Origin of the sequence: Anabaena subtropica FACHB-260, assembly GCF_014697105.1 — a bacterium.
Lineage (GTDB): Bacteria > Cyanobacteriota > Cyanobacteriia > Cyanobacteriales > Nostocaceae > Trichormus > Trichormus subtropicus.
Map to the genome: position 1 here is coordinate 84,907 of NZ_JACJRF010000006.1, position 20,811 is coordinate 105,717.

At 40.3% G+C, this 20,811-nt stretch carries 17 protein-coding genes; 8 read left to right on the forward strand and 9 right to left on the reverse strand.

The annotated features are described in order from the left end of the window. Nucleotides 1-289: 289 nt before the first annotated feature. The gene (locus tag H6G18_RS05355; protein WP_190406053.1) at nucleotides 290-1,207 is read right to left on the reverse strand and encodes a hypothetical protein; all 918 of its coding nucleotides are present in this window, start codon (nucleotides 1,205-1,207) and stop codon (nucleotides 290-292) included. 386 nt (nucleotides 1,208-1,593) lie between these two features. Between H6G18_RS05355 and H6G18_RS05360 the strand changes: the two genes are divergently transcribed. After that, nucleotides 1,594-2,082, forward strand: coding sequence for a GNAT family N-acetyltransferase (locus H6G18_RS05360; protein WP_190406054.1), 489 nt, complete (start codon nucleotides 1,594-1,596; stop codon nucleotides 2,080-2,082). A gap of 105 nt (nucleotides 2,083-2,187) precedes the next feature. On the opposite strand, the gene H6G18_RS05365 is transcribed toward H6G18_RS05360, so the two are convergent. The 4 genes from H6G18_RS05365 to H6G18_RS05380 form a co-directional block, all read right to left on the reverse strand. After that, nucleotides 2,188-3,195 carry a glutathione S-transferase family protein gene (locus tag H6G18_RS05365; RefSeq protein ID WP_190406055.1) on the reverse strand — a complete coding sequence of 336 codons (1,008 nt, stop codon included), beginning with the start codon at nucleotides 3,193-3,195 and terminating at the stop codon, nucleotides 2,188-2,190. 11 nt (nucleotides 3,196-3,206) lie between these two features. Beyond that, nucleotides 3,207-3,887 carry a DUF2834 domain-containing protein gene (locus H6G18_RS05370; protein WP_190406056.1) on the reverse strand — a complete coding sequence of 227 codons (681 nt, stop codon included), beginning with the start codon at nucleotides 3,885-3,887 and terminating at the stop codon, nucleotides 3,207-3,209. A 13-nt stretch (nucleotides 3,888-3,900) separates the two neighbouring features. Then, nucleotides 3,901-4,998, reverse strand: a complete 1,098-nt coding sequence (hrcA, locus tag H6G18_RS05375; RefSeq protein WP_190406057.1) for a heat-inducible transcriptional repressor HrcA — start codon at nucleotides 4,996-4,998, stop codon at nucleotides 3,901-3,903. Between the two features lie 412 nt (nucleotides 4,999-5,410). Further along, nucleotides 5,411-5,770: a rhodanese-like domain-containing protein gene (locus H6G18_RS05380; RefSeq protein WP_190406058.1), complete on the reverse strand. Its 360-nt coding sequence runs from the start codon at nucleotides 5,768-5,770 to the stop codon at nucleotides 5,411-5,413. 134 nt (nucleotides 5,771-5,904) lie between these two features. On the opposite strand from H6G18_RS05380, the gene H6G18_RS05385 reads away from it, so the two are divergent. From H6G18_RS05385 to cysE, 3 genes are all read left to right on the forward strand, one after another. Further along, nucleotides 5,905-7,563: a DUF3352 domain-containing protein gene (locus H6G18_RS05385; RefSeq protein ID WP_190406059.1), complete on the forward strand. Its 1,659-nt coding sequence runs from the start codon at nucleotides 5,905-5,907 to the stop codon at nucleotides 7,561-7,563. Between the two features lie 195 nt (nucleotides 7,564-7,758). Continuing rightward, complete coding sequence (locus tag H6G18_RS05390) at nucleotides 7,759-8,247, forward strand: hypothetical protein (protein ID WP_190406060.1); 489 nt, start codon at nucleotides 7,759-7,761, stop codon at nucleotides 8,245-8,247. A gap of 110 nt (nucleotides 8,248-8,357) precedes the next feature. Continuing rightward, complete coding sequence (cysE, locus tag H6G18_RS05395) at nucleotides 8,358-9,119, forward strand: serine O-acetyltransferase (protein WP_190406061.1); 762 nt, start codon at nucleotides 8,358-8,360, stop codon at nucleotides 9,117-9,119. 64 nt (nucleotides 9,120-9,183) lie between these two features. On the opposite strand, the gene H6G18_RS05400 is transcribed toward cysE, so the two are convergent. Beyond that, the gene (locus tag H6G18_RS05400; protein ID WP_190406062.1) at nucleotides 9,184-9,765 is read right to left on the reverse strand and encodes an Npun_F5749 family FMN-dependent PPOX-type flavoprotein; all 582 of its coding nucleotides are present in this window, start codon (nucleotides 9,763-9,765) and stop codon (nucleotides 9,184-9,186) included. 420 nt (nucleotides 9,766-10,185) lie between these two features. Here H6G18_RS05400 and nrdJ point away from each other — a divergent pair, with 420 nt between their 5' ends. Both nrdJ and H6G18_RS05410 read left to right on the forward strand, forming a co-directional pair. Beyond that, complete coding sequence (gene nrdJ / locus H6G18_RS05405) at nucleotides 10,186-12,483, forward strand: ribonucleoside-triphosphate reductase, adenosylcobalamin-dependent (protein ID WP_190406063.1); 2,298 nt, start codon at nucleotides 10,186-10,188, stop codon at nucleotides 12,481-12,483. A gap of 144 nt (nucleotides 12,484-12,627) precedes the next feature. After that, nucleotides 12,628-12,846 carry a hypothetical protein gene (locus H6G18_RS05410; RefSeq protein WP_190406064.1) on the forward strand — a complete coding sequence of 73 codons (219 nt, stop codon included), beginning with the start codon at nucleotides 12,628-12,630 and terminating at the stop codon, nucleotides 12,844-12,846. A 66-nt stretch (nucleotides 12,847-12,912) separates the two neighbouring features. Here the strand turns inward: H6G18_RS05410 and H6G18_RS05415 are convergent, their stop codons facing one another. The 3 genes from H6G18_RS05415 to H6G18_RS05425 all read right to left on the reverse strand — a co-directional run bounded on the left by H6G18_RS05415 (nucleotide 12,913) and on the right by H6G18_RS05425 (nucleotide 17,939). Further along, entirely contained in the window at nucleotides 12,913-15,477 is a 2,565-nt protein-coding gene (locus tag H6G18_RS05415) for a CHAT domain-containing protein (protein ID WP_313954416.1), read from the reverse strand. A gap of 117 nt (nucleotides 15,478-15,594) precedes the next feature. Then, nucleotides 15,595-16,752 carry a DUF1822 family protein gene (locus H6G18_RS05420; protein WP_190406065.1) on the reverse strand — a complete coding sequence of 386 codons (1,158 nt, stop codon included), beginning with the start codon at nucleotides 16,750-16,752 and terminating at the stop codon, nucleotides 15,595-15,597. A 2-nt stretch (nucleotides 16,753-16,754) separates the two neighbouring features. Continuing rightward, entirely contained in the window at nucleotides 16,755-17,939 is a 1,185-nt protein-coding gene (locus H6G18_RS05425) for a sigma-70 family RNA polymerase sigma factor (RefSeq protein ID WP_190406066.1), read from the reverse strand. A 208-nt stretch (nucleotides 17,940-18,147) separates the two neighbouring features. Here H6G18_RS05425 and H6G18_RS05430 point away from each other — a divergent pair, with 208 nt between their 5' ends. Beyond that, on the forward strand, nucleotides 18,148-19,758 hold the full coding sequence (locus H6G18_RS05430; protein ID WP_190406067.1) for a calcium-binding protein: 1,611 nt from the start codon (nucleotides 18,148-18,150) through the stop codon (nucleotides 19,756-19,758). 265 nt (nucleotides 19,759-20,023) lie between these two features. Further along, on the forward strand, nucleotides 20,024-20,734 hold the full coding sequence (locus H6G18_RS05435) for a hypothetical protein (RefSeq protein ID WP_190406068.1): 711 nt from the start codon (nucleotides 20,024-20,026) through the stop codon (nucleotides 20,732-20,734). Nucleotides 20,735-20,811: the final 77 nt, after the last annotated feature.

The following is a 20,811-nucleotide window of genomic DNA, read 5'->3' on the forward strand; positions in this document are numbered from 1 at the left end:
CTGTAGGGTGTGTTAGGCGCACATTCGGAGATGATGTCTCACTCCAAGAATAAATTAAGCGCCTAACGCACCCCATTATTTAGGGGTGCGTTAGGCTAACGCCTTAACACACCCTACTTAAGATTTACTTTATAAATAGTCTCTAAACTTGTCTCATTTTTCACGCCCATGAAGTAGAAAGACTTAATAAAATAAAAGTTCGTAGTAAGGGGAAAAGAGCGATAAATCGCTTACTACGAACAAAAATTTATTTATATTTAATTTTCTCTACCTACTTACTTAATTAATATCAATTTCTGTTTTCAATTAATTTAACTCTGTCTCCACTTGCACCATATAGTTCCACAAACCTTTTAAACAGCAACATATTTGCTTGTTTAGAAAATTTGCTTAATTTGAATAACCGTTCTATATTGACTTCAGCCAAATCACGTAAATAAGGCAAATCTTCAAATAGAGTCAAGCAAGAAGCAAAATGTAATAAAACTTGCAACAATGGCTTAGGCCAATCTAAATCACTATAAATTTCTATAAATAGCTGATGTTCTCTGTCATTTAGTGGAAAAGCATAAAATATTACAATTATTCTTTTGTTATCATAAACTGGAATACTCAATTCAATAGTATAAGGAGTATGTAAGATTAAATCTACTTCAACTATAGGTTGCCTCCAAATCCTTAAAGCATTAATGGGAGAATCTAAAAGTGTATTAAATTTGATGATTCCTCCAAAAGTTGTTGGTTGAAAGTCACTAATACTCAAAATTCTTAAATTATTTAGACTAAATTTGTGAATTGTTTCTAAATGTTTGAGATTTAAGAGATGATAAATTTGGCAAAGATAAGGAAAGGGTAAAATATACTCCTGGCTGATCATGTGTCGTTTTTTTAGTTCAACCTGATTTCCTTGATATGGACATAATAAGCCTGCATCTTGATCAGAGATATTTTCTGGTTTTAGATACAGCCAACTTACAAAAAAGAAGGAAGTTGTCAAAAGCTGAAAGATTTCTACCACAGATAAATATCCATCTGCAAAAGCAGACATACTTCTATCTGTGATGCCGAAAAGCCAAGACGGAATTCCAATTAACCAAATTCCTGTTTTTAGTTTATTTATAAATTGATAAAATTCTAATTCTACAGAAGTATTTATTTCTTGATTATGTTCTCTATGATGGGTATCTTTAGATAGATTATCAACCATAATAATTAATTTTAATCGTCTATTACTGTATTTATAGTAATTAGAACTACCAGAAAGATACTCTACCTCTGGCTGGAAAATAAGTTGATAAATATCCTAATTTTTAGCAAAAACAATCTTAGTAAAATAGAACTATAGAGAGAGGAGTTATTGAGGATGAATTTTAAGCTAATTGCTAGAATATGAACCGGATTCATCTAAAATCTTCGATAAATAATTGAAAGTATCACTTCTCAAAAAATAGGTTTTCGGGTTTTTAACGTTTTGCCTGATGTTAATACCTTGTAATCTACCTGTAATAATTAACTAGGTCAGCATAGAATTATTACTATTAAAGCTGTATTATTTGTAAGTATTTTCTAAAAATTCTCTTCTAGCCGGCAGTAATGACCATCCGTCATGCGACTACAACTGATTTACCTGCAATTGTGGCTATTTATAATGCTGCCATTCCTAGCCGCATGGCAACTGCTGATTTAGAAGCAGTATCTATAGAAAGTCGTATTGCTTGGTTTCAAGGGCGATCGCCTAGCCTACGTCCTTTATGGGTAATCGAACAAGAGGGAGTAATTGCTGGATGGCTGAGTTTCCAGTCATTTTACGGACGACCAGCCTACGCTTCAACGGCCGAACTGAGTATTTATATTGCTCCAGGTTTTCATCGGTGCGGTTTAGGTAAGCAATTGTTAGCCAAAGCAATTCACGAAAGCCCAAATTTAGGATTGAAAACTCTATTGGGATTTGTTTTTGCTCATAATCAACCGAGTTTAAAGCTGTTTGAAACCTTCGGATTTCAAAAATGGGGATATTTACCCCAAATTGCCGAATTGGATGGTGTGGAACGCGATTTAGTAATTATGGGATTGCGAATTTAGGTTGGCGATCGCTAATTTGAGTGCAAGATAAGTTTATTCCACCTGGCTCATGTTGTGGCGATTACCTACGGTGGGCGGAACGCCATCGCACGCAACTAGTTGTCTTCAGACATTGCTCGGTTTCCATAAATAACTCATATCCGGCCCAGAGGGAATAATCCCACCAGGATTCAAAGGGAACAGATTCCCATAGTAATCCTGTTTGATGCTTTCTAAATCACAGGTACTAGCAATGCCCTTTAGTTGATACAAGTGACGCAGATAAGCACCTAAATTTTCATAATCTTGAATTCTGCGACGGTTACACTTAAATAAGCCGTAATAAACAATGTCAAAGCGGAACAAAGTTGTAAACAGACGCGCATCAGCTAAGGTGAGGTTATCTCCACAAAGGTAGCGACTAGTAGCAAGCGCTGAGTCAATTTCATCCAGAGTGGTAAATAATTCATCACAGGCTTTGTTATAAGCCTCTTGGGTTTGAGCAAATCCGCAACGATATACGCCGTTATTCACACTTGCGTAAATCTTCTCGTTCCACAAGTCAATTTTGGGCTTTAATTCCTCAGGATAAAGATTCAATCTAGGATTTAATGCAAACTCATTAAATTCAGAGTTCAGCATCACAATAATGTCTGCACTCTCATTATTTACAATGGTCTTAGTTTCTTTATCCCACAACACCGGTACTGTAGAACGTCCACTATAACCGGGTTCGGCAAGGGCATATAATTCAGCCAGACTCTGACAACCTTCCTCTGGATTTTTGAACACCCAGCCGCCTGAATCCGCAGAGGGAGCAACAATAGATACTGAAATTGCATCTTCTAATCCTTTCAGCGCCCGAACAACTAACGTGCGGTGCGCCCAAGGACAACCCAAACCGACATAAAGAGTGTAGCGTCCTGCTGCTGGTTGGTAGGGGCTATCTTCTCCAGTTTTGACAAAGTTCCTAAATTGGCTACTAGGACGAATATATTCTCCTGATTGATTGCGGGGAGCAAGTTGAGACATCATGATTTGCCAAAGGGTTGTCCACACAAACTTACCCAACCCAATAATCAGTTTAGGCGGTAGAGATTTACCTTTTTTCTGAGTCTTATTGGCACTAGTCATGATGAAATTACCTAACTTGCTACTCGTTGCTGCTGACTCGATATTACATCTACACTTGGTTCTGGTAGTGATGGACGTAAGCACAAATAAAGCAACGGCCCGAATAGGGGAATCAACGCAAATAACCAAAACAACTGGGATTTTTGCCAACCGCGACGCGCCATATCATCCCCTAACAAAGCTGGAAATAATAGGCAAAGTAGGCAAAAATCTAAACTCATGACATGGATAAAGCGGTTAGTTTGCCACTGCTGCATAAAGTTACTCCAATCTCCTTGTCGTAAACCATAGGTAACTAAAATTGCTGTGGCTACAGTCAAAATCACACCAGTGACGCGGGAATCTAGCAATTTAATTAAGGTGTTCTTGGTACAGGGAAATTGGGGATTGGGTTCCCGTAAGGCTAAATATGGTAACAGCGCAAATGCACCTACACCAAAGGAAGCAGTAGCAAATAACCAAGCTGGTATTTTTTGCCCTCTACCATCAATAAATATGAGGGTGCTGTAAATCAAAGGCCAGATGCCCATGAGGTTAAACAATGCTATGACTAGGGGATTAATGCCTTGCCACTGACCGATAGACAGGTTTTTGATTACCTCGATTGTATCTGGTTGATCGGAAGGAGCGAGGACAAAAGCATAAAAAGTAAAGACTAACCACAGCACCCCAAAGGCAATTTTTCTGACCATGATTTCATATAATTTAACTGAAGGCTTCTGAGAGGTAATCAGCCGCCGCCGCGACAACTGCGATCGCACTTTCGTAATCTAGGCGTGTAGGCCCTAAAACTCCCACACTACCTAAGGGAACTGTTCCCCGGCGATAGGTAGAAGAAATCAGAGAGCAGGTGCGAATCGGTTCTAGGGGGTTTTCTGCACCGATGCGGACTGTCACCTTTGATTTGTGCATATCATCCAACTCTGGCTCCTCAAATATTAGTCGCCACAGTTGCTCTTGTTCTTCTTCCAATAGTTGGATGATGGTTTGCACTTGCTGTATCTGAGAAAATTCCGGCTGACGAAGAACTTCGGCCACACCCCTAACCATAATTTGAGTCGCAGCTGGCGCAGCAGTCCTATTGGCTAATTCTGCTACGGAATCTTTGAGAAACTCCCCATAGCGTTGAAATTCTCGATCTAATTGACTCCAATCAAGGGTGCTGATTTCTAACAAACTTCGCCCCCGCAAATGACTATTCAAGAAGTTAGAAACTATCTGCAATTCCCGGTCAATTACTTCTGAGTCGGGTTTTGTTTCTCCTCTGGCTGGGGGTAAATCCATCAACTTGGAGTGGGTTTCATAACTATCCGTTACCAGAATCAGCATGATTTGTCCCGCTTCTATCTGCACTAATTGCAAATGTCGTACAGATGCTGTGTTGGTTTGCGGCATAGTAATCAAGCTAATACACCCACTCAAACTAGCTAAAATCTGCGCGGCTCCTTGCAACAAAATTTCCAAGCTCCAATCTTCCCACTGGAGACGCTGTTGTAGTGCCAACTCTACCTCTTTAGCCAACACTTCGGTTCGCGTAGCATCTCGCAAAGAGGGTGTAATTAGCTGGTCAACATAAATGCGATAACCTGAGTCAGAAGGTACTCTTCCAGCAGATGTATGCGGTTGGTACAATAACCCAGATTTCTCTAGTACGCCCATCACATTGCGAATCGTGGCAGAGCTAACACCCAGGTCGTACTCCTCGACCAAAGCTTTTGAACCAACAGGCTCTGCCGTAGCTATATAATGACGTACCGTTGCCCAAAGTATATGCTGTTGTCGATTAGTCAACTGGACTTGCATAAGTTATGTTTGACGGAAGGCAAACTTTAAGTAAATTTTGAAAAATTGTGCTTTTTAAAGCAAAAATTAATAATAGTTAATCAAAAATGCAAAATATATTTCTATTGTAATAACTATTATTAAAGTTCTCTGGTTGCTATTTTGTTTGACAGGCTGATGAAAAAAAGATTTTGATATGGTCTTATTTAATTTTCTCAGTATTTTTGCATATAAAATCTAAGTAAATTGTATCGCAAGATACGTATTTTTGAGGCTATCATATATACTTGTGATGCTAGCTAAATTTAGCTTTAACTTAACTGTATAGGGCTTCATTTCTGTAATTTCAAACTACTGTAATTTTGTCAACAATAGCACAACTAGGCTGGAATCTTAAACTCCAGCTGAAGAAGCTTGAATTAGCTAGTAGGTGCTAATACTGGGGAATTGAAGAGTCAACTAAAAGAGAGTAGGCATCAATACCACCAGCAATATTTTTGACATTTGAGAACCCTTGAGAAACCAACCACTGACACATCTGAGCAGAACGGACACCGTGGTGACACAATACAAGAGTTTCTGCTTCGGGATTAAACATAGCAGGAACCTGTTCTGACCACTGAGCATATTCACTCAGAGGTAGATTGACAAAGCCATCAATTTGGGCGATCGCTAATTCTTGTGGTTCTCGCACATCTATTAACTGAATATTTGCATCTTCATCAGCAAGATATAGAGCTAATTCATTTACACTAATTTGAGTAATTGGTTGCCCGGAAGTATTCCCTGTCATGAGGTTTTTGTAAACAATCCTATATTATTTATGTTGACAGAAAACATGAAGATTGGGGAGCAGGGGCAGGGAGCAGAGGGAGAAGAAAAATATTAGCAACTGACAACTGACAACTGACAACTAACAACTGACTAATGAACACACAACGCTCATTCTCTGGTTTTATCCTAGCTGGTGCGATCGCCTTGATTATAGTAGCGATCGCAGGCTTTTACTGGTTCTTTGCCAAAAATCCAGTTAATCTTGTCGCATCTAATTCTCAAGCGAGTGCAGCCATATTTGTATCAAAACTGGCTCCTGTAACAGTTTCATTGCTGGTTAATCCCGACAGGTTGCAAACTTTCGACAGTTCAGGAGAAATATCTAAACTCAAAACCAGTTTGTTGGCTAAGAGTGGCATAGATTATAAGCAAGACATTCAACCTTGGCTGAAAGATGAAATTACACTCGCTCTCACCACATTAGATATTGACCGTGACCCCAAAAACGGTAGACAGCCAGGATATCTCATGGCGCTAGCAACCGATAATCCAGACAAAAGCCGTGAGTTTGTCGAGTTGTTGTTTTCCAAACGGGTATTAGCTGGAGCCAACTTAGCAACTGAAGAATATCAAGGTGCGAAAGTTATCTATGACAGTTCTCTAGCAGATGCTGATACTCTAGCTGGTGCAGTGGTTGATAACTTTGTCTTATTCGCCAACAATCCTAAAGTTTTGCGTGATGCGATTAATAATGTCCAAGCGCCTGACTTAAATTTGCTGAGTTCTCCCCAATATCAAAAAGCTACTCAACAGCTACCTAAAGGCTCTCTAGCTACGGCTTTTCTTAATCTCCCTCTAGTTGCACAATGGCAAGGGTTAGATTTACCAGAACCAACATACGATAGTCAAATTGTCGCTTTCACCTTAAACCCCAAAGGAATATTGGCAGAAACCAGTTTCCTCGCTTCCTCGGAAATGGAGCCAACATCACCCCCCTTATCAAAACCTGTAGAAGCATTACAATATATTCCCGCATCAGCAGCTTTGGTAATTGCAGGTTCCCATTTAGATAACTTGGGTAACAGCGATTTAGCCAAACTCTGGACACAAGCAAAAACGGCTATTTCTGGTTCAGGAACAGATGTAATTTCTAGATTGGTGCAACCTTTAACAGATTTGCAGAAAAATCGAGGCATCAATTTGGGACAAGATATATTTAGCTGGATACAGGGAGAATATGCTATTGCATTAGTTCCCCGTTTTGGACAAACAATTCCTGACTGGATTTTTGTGACAGAAAAATTAGAAAATGTACCAGAAGGTATTATGCGTTTAGATGCGATCGCTTCATCCCAAGGACTCAGCACTAACACAATCACCCTAGACAAGCAAACTGTTTCCGCCTGGACAGAACTAACAACCGCAACTAAACAGAGTGATACAAAAGACAGACCATCATTTACTGTAGAAGCCAAGGTACAAGGGGTACATACAACACTAGGAAATTATGAAATTTTCACCTCTGACCTAGCAACAATCTATGAAGTTTTGAATAATAAAGAAAAATCTTTAACTAATAATCCTCGCTTTCAAGATAGTATTGCTCCCATTCCTCAGCCAAATCAAGGCTACATCTATGTGGATTGGACAAAAAGCAAAAATTTAGTAGAGCAGCAAATACCCATTCTTAAGCTCATAGAAGTAGTAGGAAAACCATTCTTTGAGAATTTGCGATCGCTCACCTTTAGCAGTTATGGTAGTGACCCCAGAACGCTTAAAGGCGGTGTGTTTTTGCAATTACGTCCTTCGTAAAGCTAATAATATGCTGTGATAAAGATAGTGTAAAAACTTTTGGTTTTTATTAAAAAAATCAATTTAACCTAATTGTAAATATATGGTTTATGGCACATTTGAATGTGTCACAGTTTCTATATGTTTTCCGAAATTTTTTAACTAGAATATGTATACATCATTACTAAACTAATTAGAGCCTGTTGGAGGGCTGCTATGAAATATTGTCGCCCCCGACTTAAGTTTCGAGGTGGTTGGCTGTTGGCTATAGCTACTACTGTAATTACTACACCTGTAATCGCACAGACAGCTAATTTTGCCACACTTCGCTTATCACCGGGGTTTGAACCAGCACAAGGAAAAGTTTCAGGTCATACAGGTGGATCTTATTCATTGTCTGCCATTAGTAACCGCGATCGCCATAGAAAACCTTGCATTGGCTTTGCTGACCCCAAGCCAGATCACATTATGATTTTAGAAAAAGACTTTCCTCGTCTGAAACTATTAATTAATAGTGGTGGGACTGATACTACCTTATTGATTCAAGGCCCAGACGACACAACAATTCGTTGTGGTGATGATACAGGAAAGAGAAAAGACGCTAGCGTTGATGATATCGACTGGAAAAGTGGAACCTATCGAATTTGGATAGGTAAATTCAACGCTGGAGGCAAGATTAACTACACGCTGACAGTGCAGCAGTAAATTGGAGACTGGGAGCAGTATTGCATCTCCCCCTACTCCTCAGTACCCAATCCCCCATTAACGATATGATGGGATAGTAGCTTGTTGTGCTTTACCGAGGGTGCTATCTCGTGCTATCTACACTGCGTGCTGACTTTCGTATCATCTTTGAACGTGACCCTGCTGCCCGTAATTTGCTGGAGGTCTTGTTTTGTTACCCTGGTTTGCAAGCCCTGTTATTCCATCGGGTAGCTCACTGGCTCCATCATATCGGGATACCGTTTATTCCCCGCTTAATTTCTCACATAGCTAGGTTTTTGACAGGTATTGAAATCCACCCTGGCGCAACAATTGGACAAGGTGTGTTTATCGACCACGGTATGGGTGTGGTTATTGGTGAGACTGCAATTATTGGAGATTATGCCTTAATTTACCAAGGTGTCACCCTTGGGGGAACTGGTAAAGAAAGCGGCAAGCGCCACCCCACTTTAGGCGAAAATGTTGTTGTCGGTGCTGGTGCTAAGGTACTGGGCAATCTTCAAATTGGCAATAACGTCCGTATTGGTGCTGGGTCTGTTGTCCTTAGGGATGTACCCTCGAATTGTACTGTTGTAGGTATTCCTGGAAGAATTGTTTATCGTTCGGGAGCGCGGGTTGCTCCCCTAGAACATAACAACTTACCAGACTCTGAAGCTGAAGTAATTCGGGCTTTGGTTGATCGTATTGAATTACTAGAACAACAAATACAAGCGTTACAGAATAATCAATCTGCTTCCAAGATTCCTGTTTTAGTTGCAGCAACTTCCCCAGAAGGAGAGATATCGCACAATTCCCAGTGGTGCAACCTCAGTGATAAAGCTATTCAACAGTATCTAGATGGTGCAGGCATCTAGATAAATTCAAAATTACAGAAATTGTAGAGGGGGAATAGTTCTTTCTATTTCCCCCTATCCCCTTTTATGGGTTAACAGCTTGTGTAGACCATTCTTGGTTGTCATCACGATGATAAAGCCAACGGTTTTGTGGTTCACCGCGTAATTCCAAATGGTCTACTTGAGTGGGTTCGAGTAGTAGTAGGCAAAAATTCCCTACTGGTTTCTGAGTATCCGGTGGTGGTGGGTTAAAAGCTGCCTGATCCTCTCTTGGTTGACTGGGATGAGGCCAAGCAAACTGTAACCGTGCAGGATCACTCAGTTCTTGCCAAGTAGTAATTCGGGCTGTTTGGAGATGAGGGTAAGATTCATCATTTCCTACTAAAGTTAATTGACCAGTCAGGCGGAATTGTTCTCTAGTATTGGGAAAATACCAACAAACTTCTGCCCAAGGTTGCTGCTGTATCTGGTCGATTTTCTCACTACGGGCATCGGTAATAAATTTTAATTGGTTAGTATCTTTCAAAAAACCACGAAAGACTACAGTCCGATTAGCTGGATGACCATTTGCCCTGACGGTTGCTAATTGCAAGTAACGGGCGTAAACTAGAGTGCGGTTACGATGGAGAGCATGGGCGATCGCGCTTCGCCAAGGAGCTAGGGACATAATAATTTGTAATTCGTAATGACCTACAGATAGGTTTGGTTGTATGTATTTTATCTCACACTTACTTCTTGTTAATTAAGTTTGATTGCAATGACTAAATTCTAGACTCATTGCCATATAGGTGACTTTGCCATATTTTCTATTTATATACATTGCTTATAGCTGGAATTGGTGATTTGAACAGAAGTCGATTTTACGCTAAATTTCCCTTATCTTTGATCACTTTTGCACTTGAATACTGTTGATAATTGCAACTCAGTGTATAAACTTTCTGAGTAGGAAAAGCTATTATACACCATAAATTTATGTGGCAATTTCTACAGAGCAGGCATAGCGTAAAGTGGGAAAATTTTCAATCTTTTATCCTCAATCTACTTGGCGTATAGTCGTAATCTGTTAACAAGCAACAAGTCTTGATCTATGGTTCGTGAGCTTGAAAGAAAACGTCAGAGTGCAAGGTTTCCTGAATCTGCCCCAGCTGCTAATCCGGTATTTTTTAGAACCTATAGCCGCCGTACACAAGCGGGGTTAAGGGAAACTTGGGATGAGGTATGCGATCGCATCCTCAAAGATTTAATTGAGTTGGGTAAACTTAGCCCCGAAGAAGTAGCGATTTTAGAAAAAACCCAGCGTAATCTCACAGCCCTACCCAGTGGACGCTGGTTGTGGGTAGGCGGAACCGAGTGGATAGGTAAGTCCAAAAACTTCTCTGGTGCTTATAACTGCACATCCACGAACCTCCAAGACTGGAAAGCCTTCGGGTTGATGATGAATCTCGCCATGATGGGCTGTGGGACAGGAGCCGTGATAGAACCGCAGTATATTAATCAACTACCACCAATCCGTAATCAGCTAAATGTCATTCTTAAAGGTGAAATTGGTGCTACTCCTAAAAACTTACGTCGTGAATATACACAAACCCATATAGAAGGCAATAGTGCTACTATCTACGTCGGAGATAGCCGCGAGGGTTGGGTAGAATCCTATCAAGCCCTCTTGGAACTCTCCACAGATGAAAGATTTACTGATGAAGTACAAGTATTTGTTGATGTTAGCGACGTGCGCCAAGCGGGAGAAACCCTCAACGGCTTTGGTGGCGTTGCCAATCCTGTAAAATTACCAGGACTGTATCAACGCTGTGCGGCTATTCTCAACAAAGCTGTAGGTAGACAGTTAAATTCTGTAGAGTGCTGTCTGTTAATTGACGAAGCGGCTGTAACGATTGTTGCAGGCAATATCCGAAGAAGTGCGGGTATGCGTCAGTTTTTATCTGACGACCAACTAGGGGCAACTGCCAAAGATAACCTATGGCAGCAAGATGAAAATGGCAACTGGCGCATTGATCCTGAGCGTGATTCTTTGCGGATGGCCAACCACACCAGAGTTTTTCACCGCAAGCCAACATTAGAAGAGTGTGTTGATGCTGTACGTAAACAGTATTACAGTGGCGAAGGGGCGATTCAATGGGCTGGTGAAGCAGTAGCTAGAGCCAATATTGATTTGCTCACTACAAAAGCCTTGAAAGTCGAGTTTCTCAAAGCTTACGAACAAGGAACAGCTAAAGACTGGTTGCAAAAACGACATCCTCATCTTGATGAAAAAGAGCTAAAACATCGTTTAGCTCGTTATGGTTTAAATCCTTGCGGAGAAATATTAGGTAGCGATTTTCACTGTAATTTATCGGAAATCCACTTAAATCAAATTGACCCATTTAATTACAAAGAACAAAGTGAGGCTTTTACTGCTGGGGCTTTATCTGTAGCGACACTGTTAAATCACAAATTCACAGAACCTCGCTATCAATACAGTCGGGAATTAGATCCGATTGTGGGTGTTTCTTTCACTGGTTTATTTGATTTCTTTGTCCATGCTTTTGGTGCAGATTGGCTGCGCTGGTGGGAAGAAGGAAGACCTGGAACGCCCGAAGGATTGGCGTTTAAACACCAAGAAGAAAAATATCTCAGTTCTTGGCGGGAAATTGTGCAGCGTGTTGTGTGGGATTATTGCGATCGCCACAACATCAAACGTCCTAATCGTTGTACCACAGTCCAACCCAGTGGCACAAAATCACTATTAACTGGTGCAAGTCCCGGTTGGCATCCCCCCAAAGCCCAGAGATTTATTCGCCGGATTACTTTCCGTAAAAATGACCCAGTGGCTTTGGCTTGTATTGATTATGGTTACAATGTCATACCTTCCCAATCAGATAAGGATGAAAAAGGTAATCTGCTGAATGATCCCTTAGATCCACGGGTAAGTGAATGGTTAGTAGAAATTCCTGTAGCTGTATCTTGGGCTGATATACCAGGAGCTGATACTATCGACATCAGCAAATTTAGTGCGATCGCTCAGATGGATTTCTATATGCAGGTGCAGAAATTCTACGTCACCCATAACACATCTGCAACCATCGAGGTGCGAGAACACGAAGTTGAAACCTTAGGAGAGCAAATCTGGCAAGCCATTCAAAATGATGAAGGCTACATTAGTGCAGCACTACTAGCCAGGTTTGACGACCATCAAACTTTCCCTCGTCTACCATTTGAGCCAATCTCCAAAGAACAGTATGAGCAAATGGTAGAAGAAGTTGTACAACGTCGCAAAACTGATGATTTTTACGCCGTTTTAAGTCGCTATGATTTCGGCGATTTAATGGAAGTAGGACCAGCCGGGTGTGACTCTGATAAGTGCATGATGCCTGAACAAAGTCCCCAGTAAATTTATAGTCAATAGTCAACAGTCAATAGTTAACAGTACAAAATAAAAAACTCTTAACTAATGACTAATGACTAATGGCTGAATTTGCAAGTTAAGATTGATTAAGAATTCATATTTTTCACACCAGTATTAGGAGAGATTTAAATGTTCATTGATGAATTGTCACCAATATTCAAACAATTAGTCCAACATCCAGCCTCCTTTTTGGGTGGATTTGCCTCTGGTGTGCTGAGACTTAACTTGGCAGATGATCCTGTCAAAAGCTGGTTAGATAAGCAAATTGGTGTTACCAGTTATTCTTTTCCAGGAACTGATGCACATAATGGCAGAGCTAGCGGCCCGCAGTCAATATCGATTGAATAAGGGCTGGGTATTGGAAAGAGGTAGAGGATACAGAATTTTGAATTGATGTGTCCCTACTCCCCATTCTTACAACCAATTTCCAACCAAGACATAAGCCGCCCAATAAGCAGGGCGACTGTAATTAGGATTATTTTTTAATAAAGTTACTTGCGCGCGACGCAAGGCTTCCACTTTACTAACTTTGCCATTCACTAATTCACGGTAAAATTCCCCAATTAAGATGGCGGTAGATTGATCGTTAATATGCCAAAGTGAAGCCACTGTACTACGTGCGCCGGCTTTTATCGCTGCACCTGCCAAGCCTAAGGTAGCACGATTGTCACCAGTGGCAGTTTGACAAGCACTCAGCACCAGTAATTCTAAGGTTTGCCTACTAATTTCGGTTTGGTTGCGGAGTAAGTTATCGAACTGTAAAACATTAATCGAACCATCATTGGCTAAGATAAATGTATTTTCTGGGCGGGAACTAAATTGTCCGTGAGTAGCTAAATGTAAGACGTTGAAAGGAACGGTATTGACATTTTTTTCTAATGTTATGCGAGTAAAGTCTTGATTTAGCAGTTGTTTGGTAGATGCACCTGTTTGGTTAATGAAGTCGAATTCTAACTGAATTCCCGGTAAGGGTGGGAATGTAGAAAATTCTGGTGGTGGTTGTACTAAACCCGCAGCTAGTACTTGTAGCGATGTTTGCGCCAGAGGTTTGGGAGTTAATAGTTGCAATCCTAAACTGAGAGCAACAGCATATTTTTCTACCAAATATTTCTCGCCGTCGTAAAGTGCGGCTAGTGGTACATTTCGTAATGCTCCATCTAGAACAAATACTAGTGTATTAACTTTACTTGTGGCTAAATCTGATTCTATGGGTTTAATTAACCAGCCGTAAACTTCTTGGGAAAGAGTTTGTACTTCTTCTGTCCTGTCTGGTTCTAAAAGATACTCCCGGAGTTCTGTTAAGGTGCGTTCAACTTCAACCTGGGATTTTTTAACTTGATAATGGCGTAATGGTTGCTGGGGGATTTTGACGATTACTTCGAGTTTTTCTGGCAGAATAATTGGGTAGAGTATAGCTGTGTTGGGATTATCTTGGTCTACTACTTGATCTAAAAGTACCTTCTGCCCTTGTAAACAAGCTTCTCGGAAAAAGTTATCGAGTTCTGCTAACTGCAACGCCTCTATGCGTGTTCTAGCTTTATCTAATGTTTTAATGTCGGTTTTTTCGCCAGAATTTTCCAGTAGTAATGCTACAGACTCACGATAAACTGGCTCTACATTGTCTCGGAAATTAAACTGGATATCTTGATTGACTGCTGCTAAATCAGTACGTAATGATTCTAATGTGTCTACGGCTGCATCATAGGCAGCGATCGCTCCTGTAAAATTACCTTGGGCTTTGAATAATCTACCTAATTGCCATTGCCATAAATAAATAATCTCTGGCGCGTTACTGGTTTGCGCCAACATCAAAGCTTGTTGTGTCAGATTAATCGCCTCAGTAAATTGTTGTGTTTTTTCATACAAATTACCCAAATTCCCTAAAGCATAGGCTTCGGCTCGGATATCATCCAAACTCTGGGCTTGTTGTACAGTTGTAGCCAGGAGTTGAGCAATTTGAGATTTGGGAGTGTTTAAACTACTCAAACTGTGAGCAAAGTTAATGCGGGCGTAAATTGATGGGCGTGAGGGTGGAATTTGTACAAGCTGAGACTGAATTTCTGGAATTAGGGTTTGTGCTGCTGCAAATTGTTTTTCCTCAATGAGTAAATTGAGATGATTGAGTCGTGCTTGAATTTTTGTTAAGGGTGAAGGTGATATATCAAATGTTTGTTGGTAGAATGCGATCGCCTGAGAAATTTTTTGCTGAATACGAGCATTATTCCCTAAACTAAGCAGACTTAAAGCAATATTTTCTGGTGATTTGAGCCTTTGGTGAATCCCTAAACTTTGTTCTAAAGCCAGACGAGATTTTTCTAACTCTCCTACATTTTCCAATGTATCACCAAGGGAAAGTAAAACTGATGCCTTTGCGAAAGAATCACCTTGATTTTCTAAAGTTTGATTTACCTGTTCTAATTTATCAATAGCTTGCTTATTAAAACCTTGATTTCGTAATGCTTGAGCTTGAGAAATTAAAGCCAAAGCAATACCATTTTCATCTCCTATCTTGGTGTAAATATCTCCAGTCTGTTTCCAGGTAGCCAGAGCCGCTTCTGCCTTTCCTGTCAAAAGTTGTAAGCGCCCTTGAATATCGAGAGTTTGAGCTAAAAGTGCTAAATTTTTATTAGTTGTGCCTTGTTGTTTAAATACCTGTAAATCCAAACTTTTAGTAATAGCTAGTTGCGCTTTTTGCCAATCACCAATTTGCTGATAAGCCAGGGATAAATTACTCAAAGCTACAGCTTTTTTTAAACTATCTCCCTGCTGTTGATATTCTTGAACTGCTTGCTGTAAAATTTGCACTGCATCAGCAAAACGACCACTTTCATATAAGGTTTGACTCTCAACCATTTTAAAAGATGAATCTTGATTGATGATTTTCGGTTGAGAACTATTTGCGAAAGCCGGAGTAATCACAATAGATATAAATATAGTTAACACAGCCAGCAAACAAAAATTAATGAACTTCCTTTTCACAACTCCCCACTCCCCTAAACCAAAAAGACATATTTACTCTTCTCTGTGCCTCTGTGACTTTGTGGTTAAATAGATTCTTGTAAACCACATAAAGACAGAGAAAAAGCCCCTCTGAAATTAAAAACGTAAAATCTCGCGCTCATATCCTTCAGGTACAGGTGTGACCTCCCAAACCAACCCTTCACCAGATTTCAATATCACCTGCACATACAATTCTTCTATAGGCGTTGTCGCAATATCTTCATTGTTGGGAAATGCTTCTAAATCTTCCGTGAGCAGCCTGAGTTGGAATCCCACAGGAATCATATTTTCTGGATTTGCACTGCGTAATTCAAAGCGCCAAATCCCTTCGTCTGAATTGCCTTGAGGAAAAACTCGTAATTCGTAAGTATTACCAGCTACTATGATTTGCCGAGATAAACCGAGAGTAGACGCTTGGGTTTCTCGGCTCCTCATCCCTGAAGGCAAAGCTGTCAATTGCCGTAGTTCCCAGCCAAGTTGTTGAGCAAAATTTGATACTCCTTCTTGAAACCATTGCCCAATTGATGCTGGCTGAACAATTCCTTGGCGCAATTCATACAAGCGTTGTCGCCAACCGCCATGAGCTAACAATGCTCCCCACAATGAAAAGGGAACTTCTAAGCGGGGAAATTTGATATCTGCGTTACTTAATCTTGCAAGTAAATTGTCCGCTTGGGTTTGGGGTAAGGGTGGTAGGGGAGACACCGACCCACGTCTGATTTCTTCAGGATACAATTGGCGAGTTATCCAAAGCACATTCAAGTCTTGGATGAGCTGATCAGATTCTAAACTGTAAGTGCGATCGCTCCCATCATAAACTCCTAAAGTCTTCAGTTGTTGATGAGTTGTGTACCCAAAAATTCTGATCCATTCCTCATCAGGATTTACCTGCACTGCTAAGTAATAATCAGCCACCCATTCTGGAATATCTACCCATTCTTGAGGTACACGCAACTCATCCACATCCATCGCTAAGGTAGGAATTAACACCAAGCGAGAGTTATCAAAATTAATAGCGGTACCATTGACAAACTCCCAAATACTCGCTGATGTAACCATATTGGGATACACTCTGGCGCTGGGCGTAATCTCCTGTTTCAACCAAGTTAAAAATGTTTGTAAAGAAATTTGATTAACCCAAGCACGTTGATCACCACCAGATGTAGAGTATGTATGTTCTAGAGTTGGCGATGTCTGAATAATTTCTAGAACTAAATCATCATCAATAACCAAATAAGGAGAAGCATTAAACATAATCAAAATGGCTCCATTTCAAGTGGGTTGGGATGTGCATAGTGGTTGTTGAGCCATTCTTCTAAACTTTTACTTATGGCATCCAGTACGACTGGTGTAGGGGAGATATGCAAACTATCAACACTCCACTGCGACAGGGTAGTGAGTAATGAGCGCTTAATGCTACTAAGACGGCGAGACACGGAATATTGCTTAATTTCTAACTGTTCAGCGATTTGTTGTTGAGTCAGCTTTTGCTCATAATAAGCTTGGAGTAATTTTTGAGACTGAATATCCAAAACTGCTAAAGCATCTATTAAAACTTGGTTTAATTGTGCCTGTTGTGTTTGTCTAGTTGTGGCTTCTTCTTGGGCAATAATTTCTGTAAGTAAAGATGCTGCTAAATCTGCGGGTAATGTATCTAATAAATTACCTGATTCTTGGCCGTTCATAGGAGCATCGACAGACACAAACTTGGGATAAAGAAAATTACGTACAGCTTTAGCGCAGGTACTCAGCCAATTTTCCAAAGTTTCTGGAGTCACCTGACTCAAGCTTTGTCTATTGTAAAGCTGAGTAATTACTTGCCATGTAGGAGTATCCGGTTTCCCTAACTGACGGATGCTTTTATTATCACTGGTGTAGAGTTCCCTAAAACATTCCCAAGCTAAGACATAACTACTGATAATTTGATTACTAAAGCCAGCATTCTCTAAAGCACTTACCAACCGTCTCCGACTAATTTTATGCAGTAAAGCCCAGTCCGTGCAGATATCGGCTTCCTTTCTTAAACGTAGTGAGTCTTTGAGAAAACGCTCAAAAGCATATTCAGCATAGCTTTTCAAATTGGTACTGTATTCAGGATTAAAATTTTTGAGAATTTTATGAATGCAGGAAATAGCAATCTGAAAACAATCAGCAACAGAAAATTGACTGATAAAATTCAAGGCTATTTTTCTCGCAACCCAGTAGCATACCTCTTGCAAATAAGCCGAGATATGTCCCACCGCTAGGAGACTGGATTCAATTTGCCAGAGTTTGTACCAATAAAGCACCCAGAAATGATCAGAAGTCTGTTCTGGGTATTCTTCTAAGCATTTTTTAATACTTCGCCGTAGTTTACTATCAGTTACCCAAACACTGAACTTATCTGCATCAAACTGCACAAAGGTAGAGAAGATTTCAATAATGCCCTGTCGGGGTTGCATGAAATTTATGTGAATATAAGAGATTTAAAATTTACACATTTCTACTTAATTGTAATACGCAACACTGTAAGCATTCTTCCAATTTGGCCAAAAAATTTTCCTACTCACTGCATAAACACTGAAAGCCGTCGTAGAAAGGCACAGATGAACGGTTATGAGTTGAAGCAAACATAACCTAGCAACAACTTTAGACTTACAAGGAATAAACATGGCAATTATTAACGGTACTTCTAGTAATGACACACTGTTTGGAACCAATGGTCCAGATACCATCGACGGCAAAACAGGGAATGACGTAATTTATGGCAATGATGGTCTTGACTGGATATACGCCGGCCCTTATAACCCTGTTCTTGGTGTTTCTGATAACGATATCGTTTATGGTGGTGGGAGTGACGACTATATCTATGGTGGATATGGTGATGACATACTCTATGGTGAAGCCGGTAACGATAACATCTATGGTGAACTCGGTAACGATACTCTTTATGGTGGCATAGGTGATGATTATCTCTCCGGTGGTGACGGCAATGACAAACTCTATGGTGGTGACGGTAAGGATATTCTCTATGGTGGTGCAGGTAACGATATTTTAGACGGTGGTACAGGTGCAGACCAAATGTTAGGGGGTGCAGGTAATGACACTTACTATGTAGACAATATTGGTGACAAAGTTACTGAATTTGCATCAGAGGGAACTGATACTGTCATCTCAACAATTAGCTATACCTTAGGGGCAAACGTCGAAAACCTTACCCTCTCCGGTAGTGCAGTTAGCGCTACAGGTAACGAACTCAACAACTTCATCAGAGGTAACAGCGCCAACAACTTTATTTATGGTTTAGGTGGCAATGATATCGTCTACGCTGGTGGGGGAAATGACACCGTAGATGGTGGTAGTGGTGATGATGTCATCTACGGTGACACAGGAAATGACACTCTCTATGGCTGGACTGGAAATGATAAACTATTTGGCGGTGATGGTACCGACACCCTTCACGGTGAAGATGGCAACGACATTTTAGATGGTGGAAGCGGTGCAGACACAATGTATGGTGGTCTAGGAAACGACACCTACTATGTGGATAATGTTGGTGACAAAGTTACCGAATATGTTGGGCAAGGAACTGATACTGTCATCTCAACAATTAGCTATACCTTAGGGGCAAACGTCGAAAACCTCACCCTCTCTGGTAGTGCAGCTATCAACGGTACAGGTAACGAACTCAACAATGTCATTAGGGGTAACAGTGCCAACAACTTTATTTATGGTTTAGGTGGCAATGATACTATCTACGCTGGTGGGGGAAATGACACCGTAGATGGTGGTAGTGGTGATGATGTCATCTACGGTGAAGCTGGCAATGATACTCTCTATGGCTGGACTGGCAATGACAGATTATATGGTGGTGATGGAGACGATAACATCTATGGTGAAGATGGTAACGACACTCTTTATGGTGACGCTGGCAATGACAAACTTTATGGCGGTGCTGGTAACGACACCCTTTTTGGTGGTGCTGGCAACGACTGCTTAGTTGGCGGTACAGGGAATGACATCCTCTGGGGTGGTGCAGGTGCAGATAAATTTGTCTTCAATTCTAGATTTGAAGGTGTAGATACTATTAAAGACTTCAACTGGGGTGAAGGCGACAAAATTTGTCTTGGCTCATCCTTTGGCGCCACCTCTACTAGCCAGATTTCCTACAACAGCCTTTCTGGTGCATTGTCTTTCCAAGGTACTGTGTTTGCCATTCTAGAAAACAAACCTGCTGCTTTTTCAACTTCTCTCGATATCAATCTCAACTGCAACTGTTAATTAGCTTGATTGGGGGCGCTATCTTTGCGCTCCCCAGTTTGTATTGATATGAGATGGACAAGAAATCAATACATCTAAACAACCTCACTTAAGTAAATTACAGATATTAAATTTAAAGTATTTATATTATTTCATAAAAACTTTAATTTCTCACAGTATAAATGCGTTTATCTGTGATTTAATGATACTCAGGCTCACAACCTTATCTGTAAAAATTTTCAACATCGCAAATGTAATATTCATAAGTATCAAAGGAGGACAATTAATGAAATTAAACCAAATAGTAAATATTAGTGCTATAGCTCAAATATTAGCAATAGCATTGAGTATATTTCCAGAATCTGCTCAAGCTGGATTTGCTAGAGCATCTAGTTCTGCTGTTAATACAACTGATTCTTTCTCCTTTGAGATAGATACTTCTGTCACAGACACTAAAACTGCTCCTGGAGAGTTAAATATTGGCTTATTTCCAAACGCTATAAAAAATGCTTTCTATGAAGTTGGCCCAGATTCATCTTTTAGCACATCTGTCTTTTTTATTGCTGGAGACCTTAAAACTTCTTTAATCGAAGATCCATTAATATTAGCGGATTTGAATGATGAACCCGATTTTTATAGTTCTTTTGGAGGAAGATTTATTAATAAGGCAATTAGATATGAAGCAAGATTAGAAGATGCAAGTGGAGAAAATTTTATTGAATTTGAGTTTTTTGCTCCTTTTACAGACCCCAACTCTTTGTCTGTTTTTAACTTTTTAAACCTAGCTGAATTTCTTAATTCCGATGGAATTGTCATCTTTCCTAGAAATCTTGGTTCTCTAAACTTCGCTGGATCTGATGAAAGAAATGGTTTTAAATTTACTCCTGCTGATGTAGTCGCACAAGTTCCCGACCCTAGTGTGACAGCAGCTTTATTAGGTGTTGGAATTATGAAGACTTTAGTAGCAGTAAAGCCACAAAAACGTTGGCGAAACTAAATAATGCTTACATTTCCTCACTAAATTAGGCGATAATAATCTAGTGGTGTGTCTTCTCTAGAGACGTGTTATAACAC

Coding starts and splice junctions, on each gene's coding strand:
- H6G18_RS05360 (WP_190406054.1), top strand. CDS start 1,594: ATGACCATCCGTCATGCGACTACAACTGATTTACCTGCAATTGTGGCT.
- H6G18_RS05365 (WP_190406055.1), bottom strand. CDS start 3,195: ATGACTAGTGCCAATAAGACTCAGAAAAAAGGTAAATCTCTACCGCCT.
- H6G18_RS05410 (WP_190406064.1), top strand. CDS start 12,628: ATGTTCATTGATGAATTGTCACCAATATTCAAACAATTAGTCCAACAT.
- H6G18_RS05400 (WP_190406062.1), bottom strand. CDS start 9,765: ATGTCCCTAGCTCCTTGGCGAAGCGCGATCGCCCATGCTCTCCATCGT.
- H6G18_RS05430 (WP_190406067.1), top strand. CDS start 18,148: ATGGCAATTATTAACGGTACTTCTAGTAATGACACACTGTTTGGAACC.
- hrcA (WP_190406057.1), bottom strand. CDS start 4,998: ATGCAAGTCCAGTTGACTAATCGACAACAGCATATACTTTGGGCAACG.
- H6G18_RS05425 (WP_190406066.1), bottom strand. CDS start 17,939: ATGCAACCCCGACAGGGCATTATTGAAATCTTCTCTACCTTTGTGCAG.
- H6G18_RS05380 (WP_190406058.1), bottom strand. CDS start 5,770: ATGACAGGGAATACTTCCGGGCAACCAATTACTCAAATTAGTGTAAAT.
- H6G18_RS05420 (WP_190406065.1), bottom strand. CDS start 16,752: ATGTTTAATGCTTCTCCTTATTTGGTTATTGATGATGATTTAGTTCTA.
- nrdJ (WP_190406063.1), top strand. CDS start 10,186: ATGGTTCGTGAGCTTGAAAGAAAACGTCAGAGTGCAAGGTTTCCTGAA.
- H6G18_RS05370 (WP_190406056.1), bottom strand. CDS start 3,887: ATGGTCAGAAAAATTGCCTTTGGGGTGCTGTGGTTAGTCTTTACTTTT.
- H6G18_RS05435 (WP_190406068.1), top strand. CDS start 20,024: ATGAAATTAAACCAAATAGTAAATATTAGTGCTATAGCTCAAATATTA.
- H6G18_RS05355 (WP_190406053.1), bottom strand. CDS start 1,207: ATGGTTGATAATCTATCTAAAGATACCCATCATAGAGAACATAATCAA.
- H6G18_RS05390 (WP_190406060.1), top strand. CDS start 7,759: ATGAAATATTGTCGCCCCCGACTTAAGTTTCGAGGTGGTTGGCTGTTG.
- H6G18_RS05385 (WP_190406059.1), top strand. CDS start 5,905: ATGAACACACAACGCTCATTCTCTGGTTTTATCCTAGCTGGTGCGATC.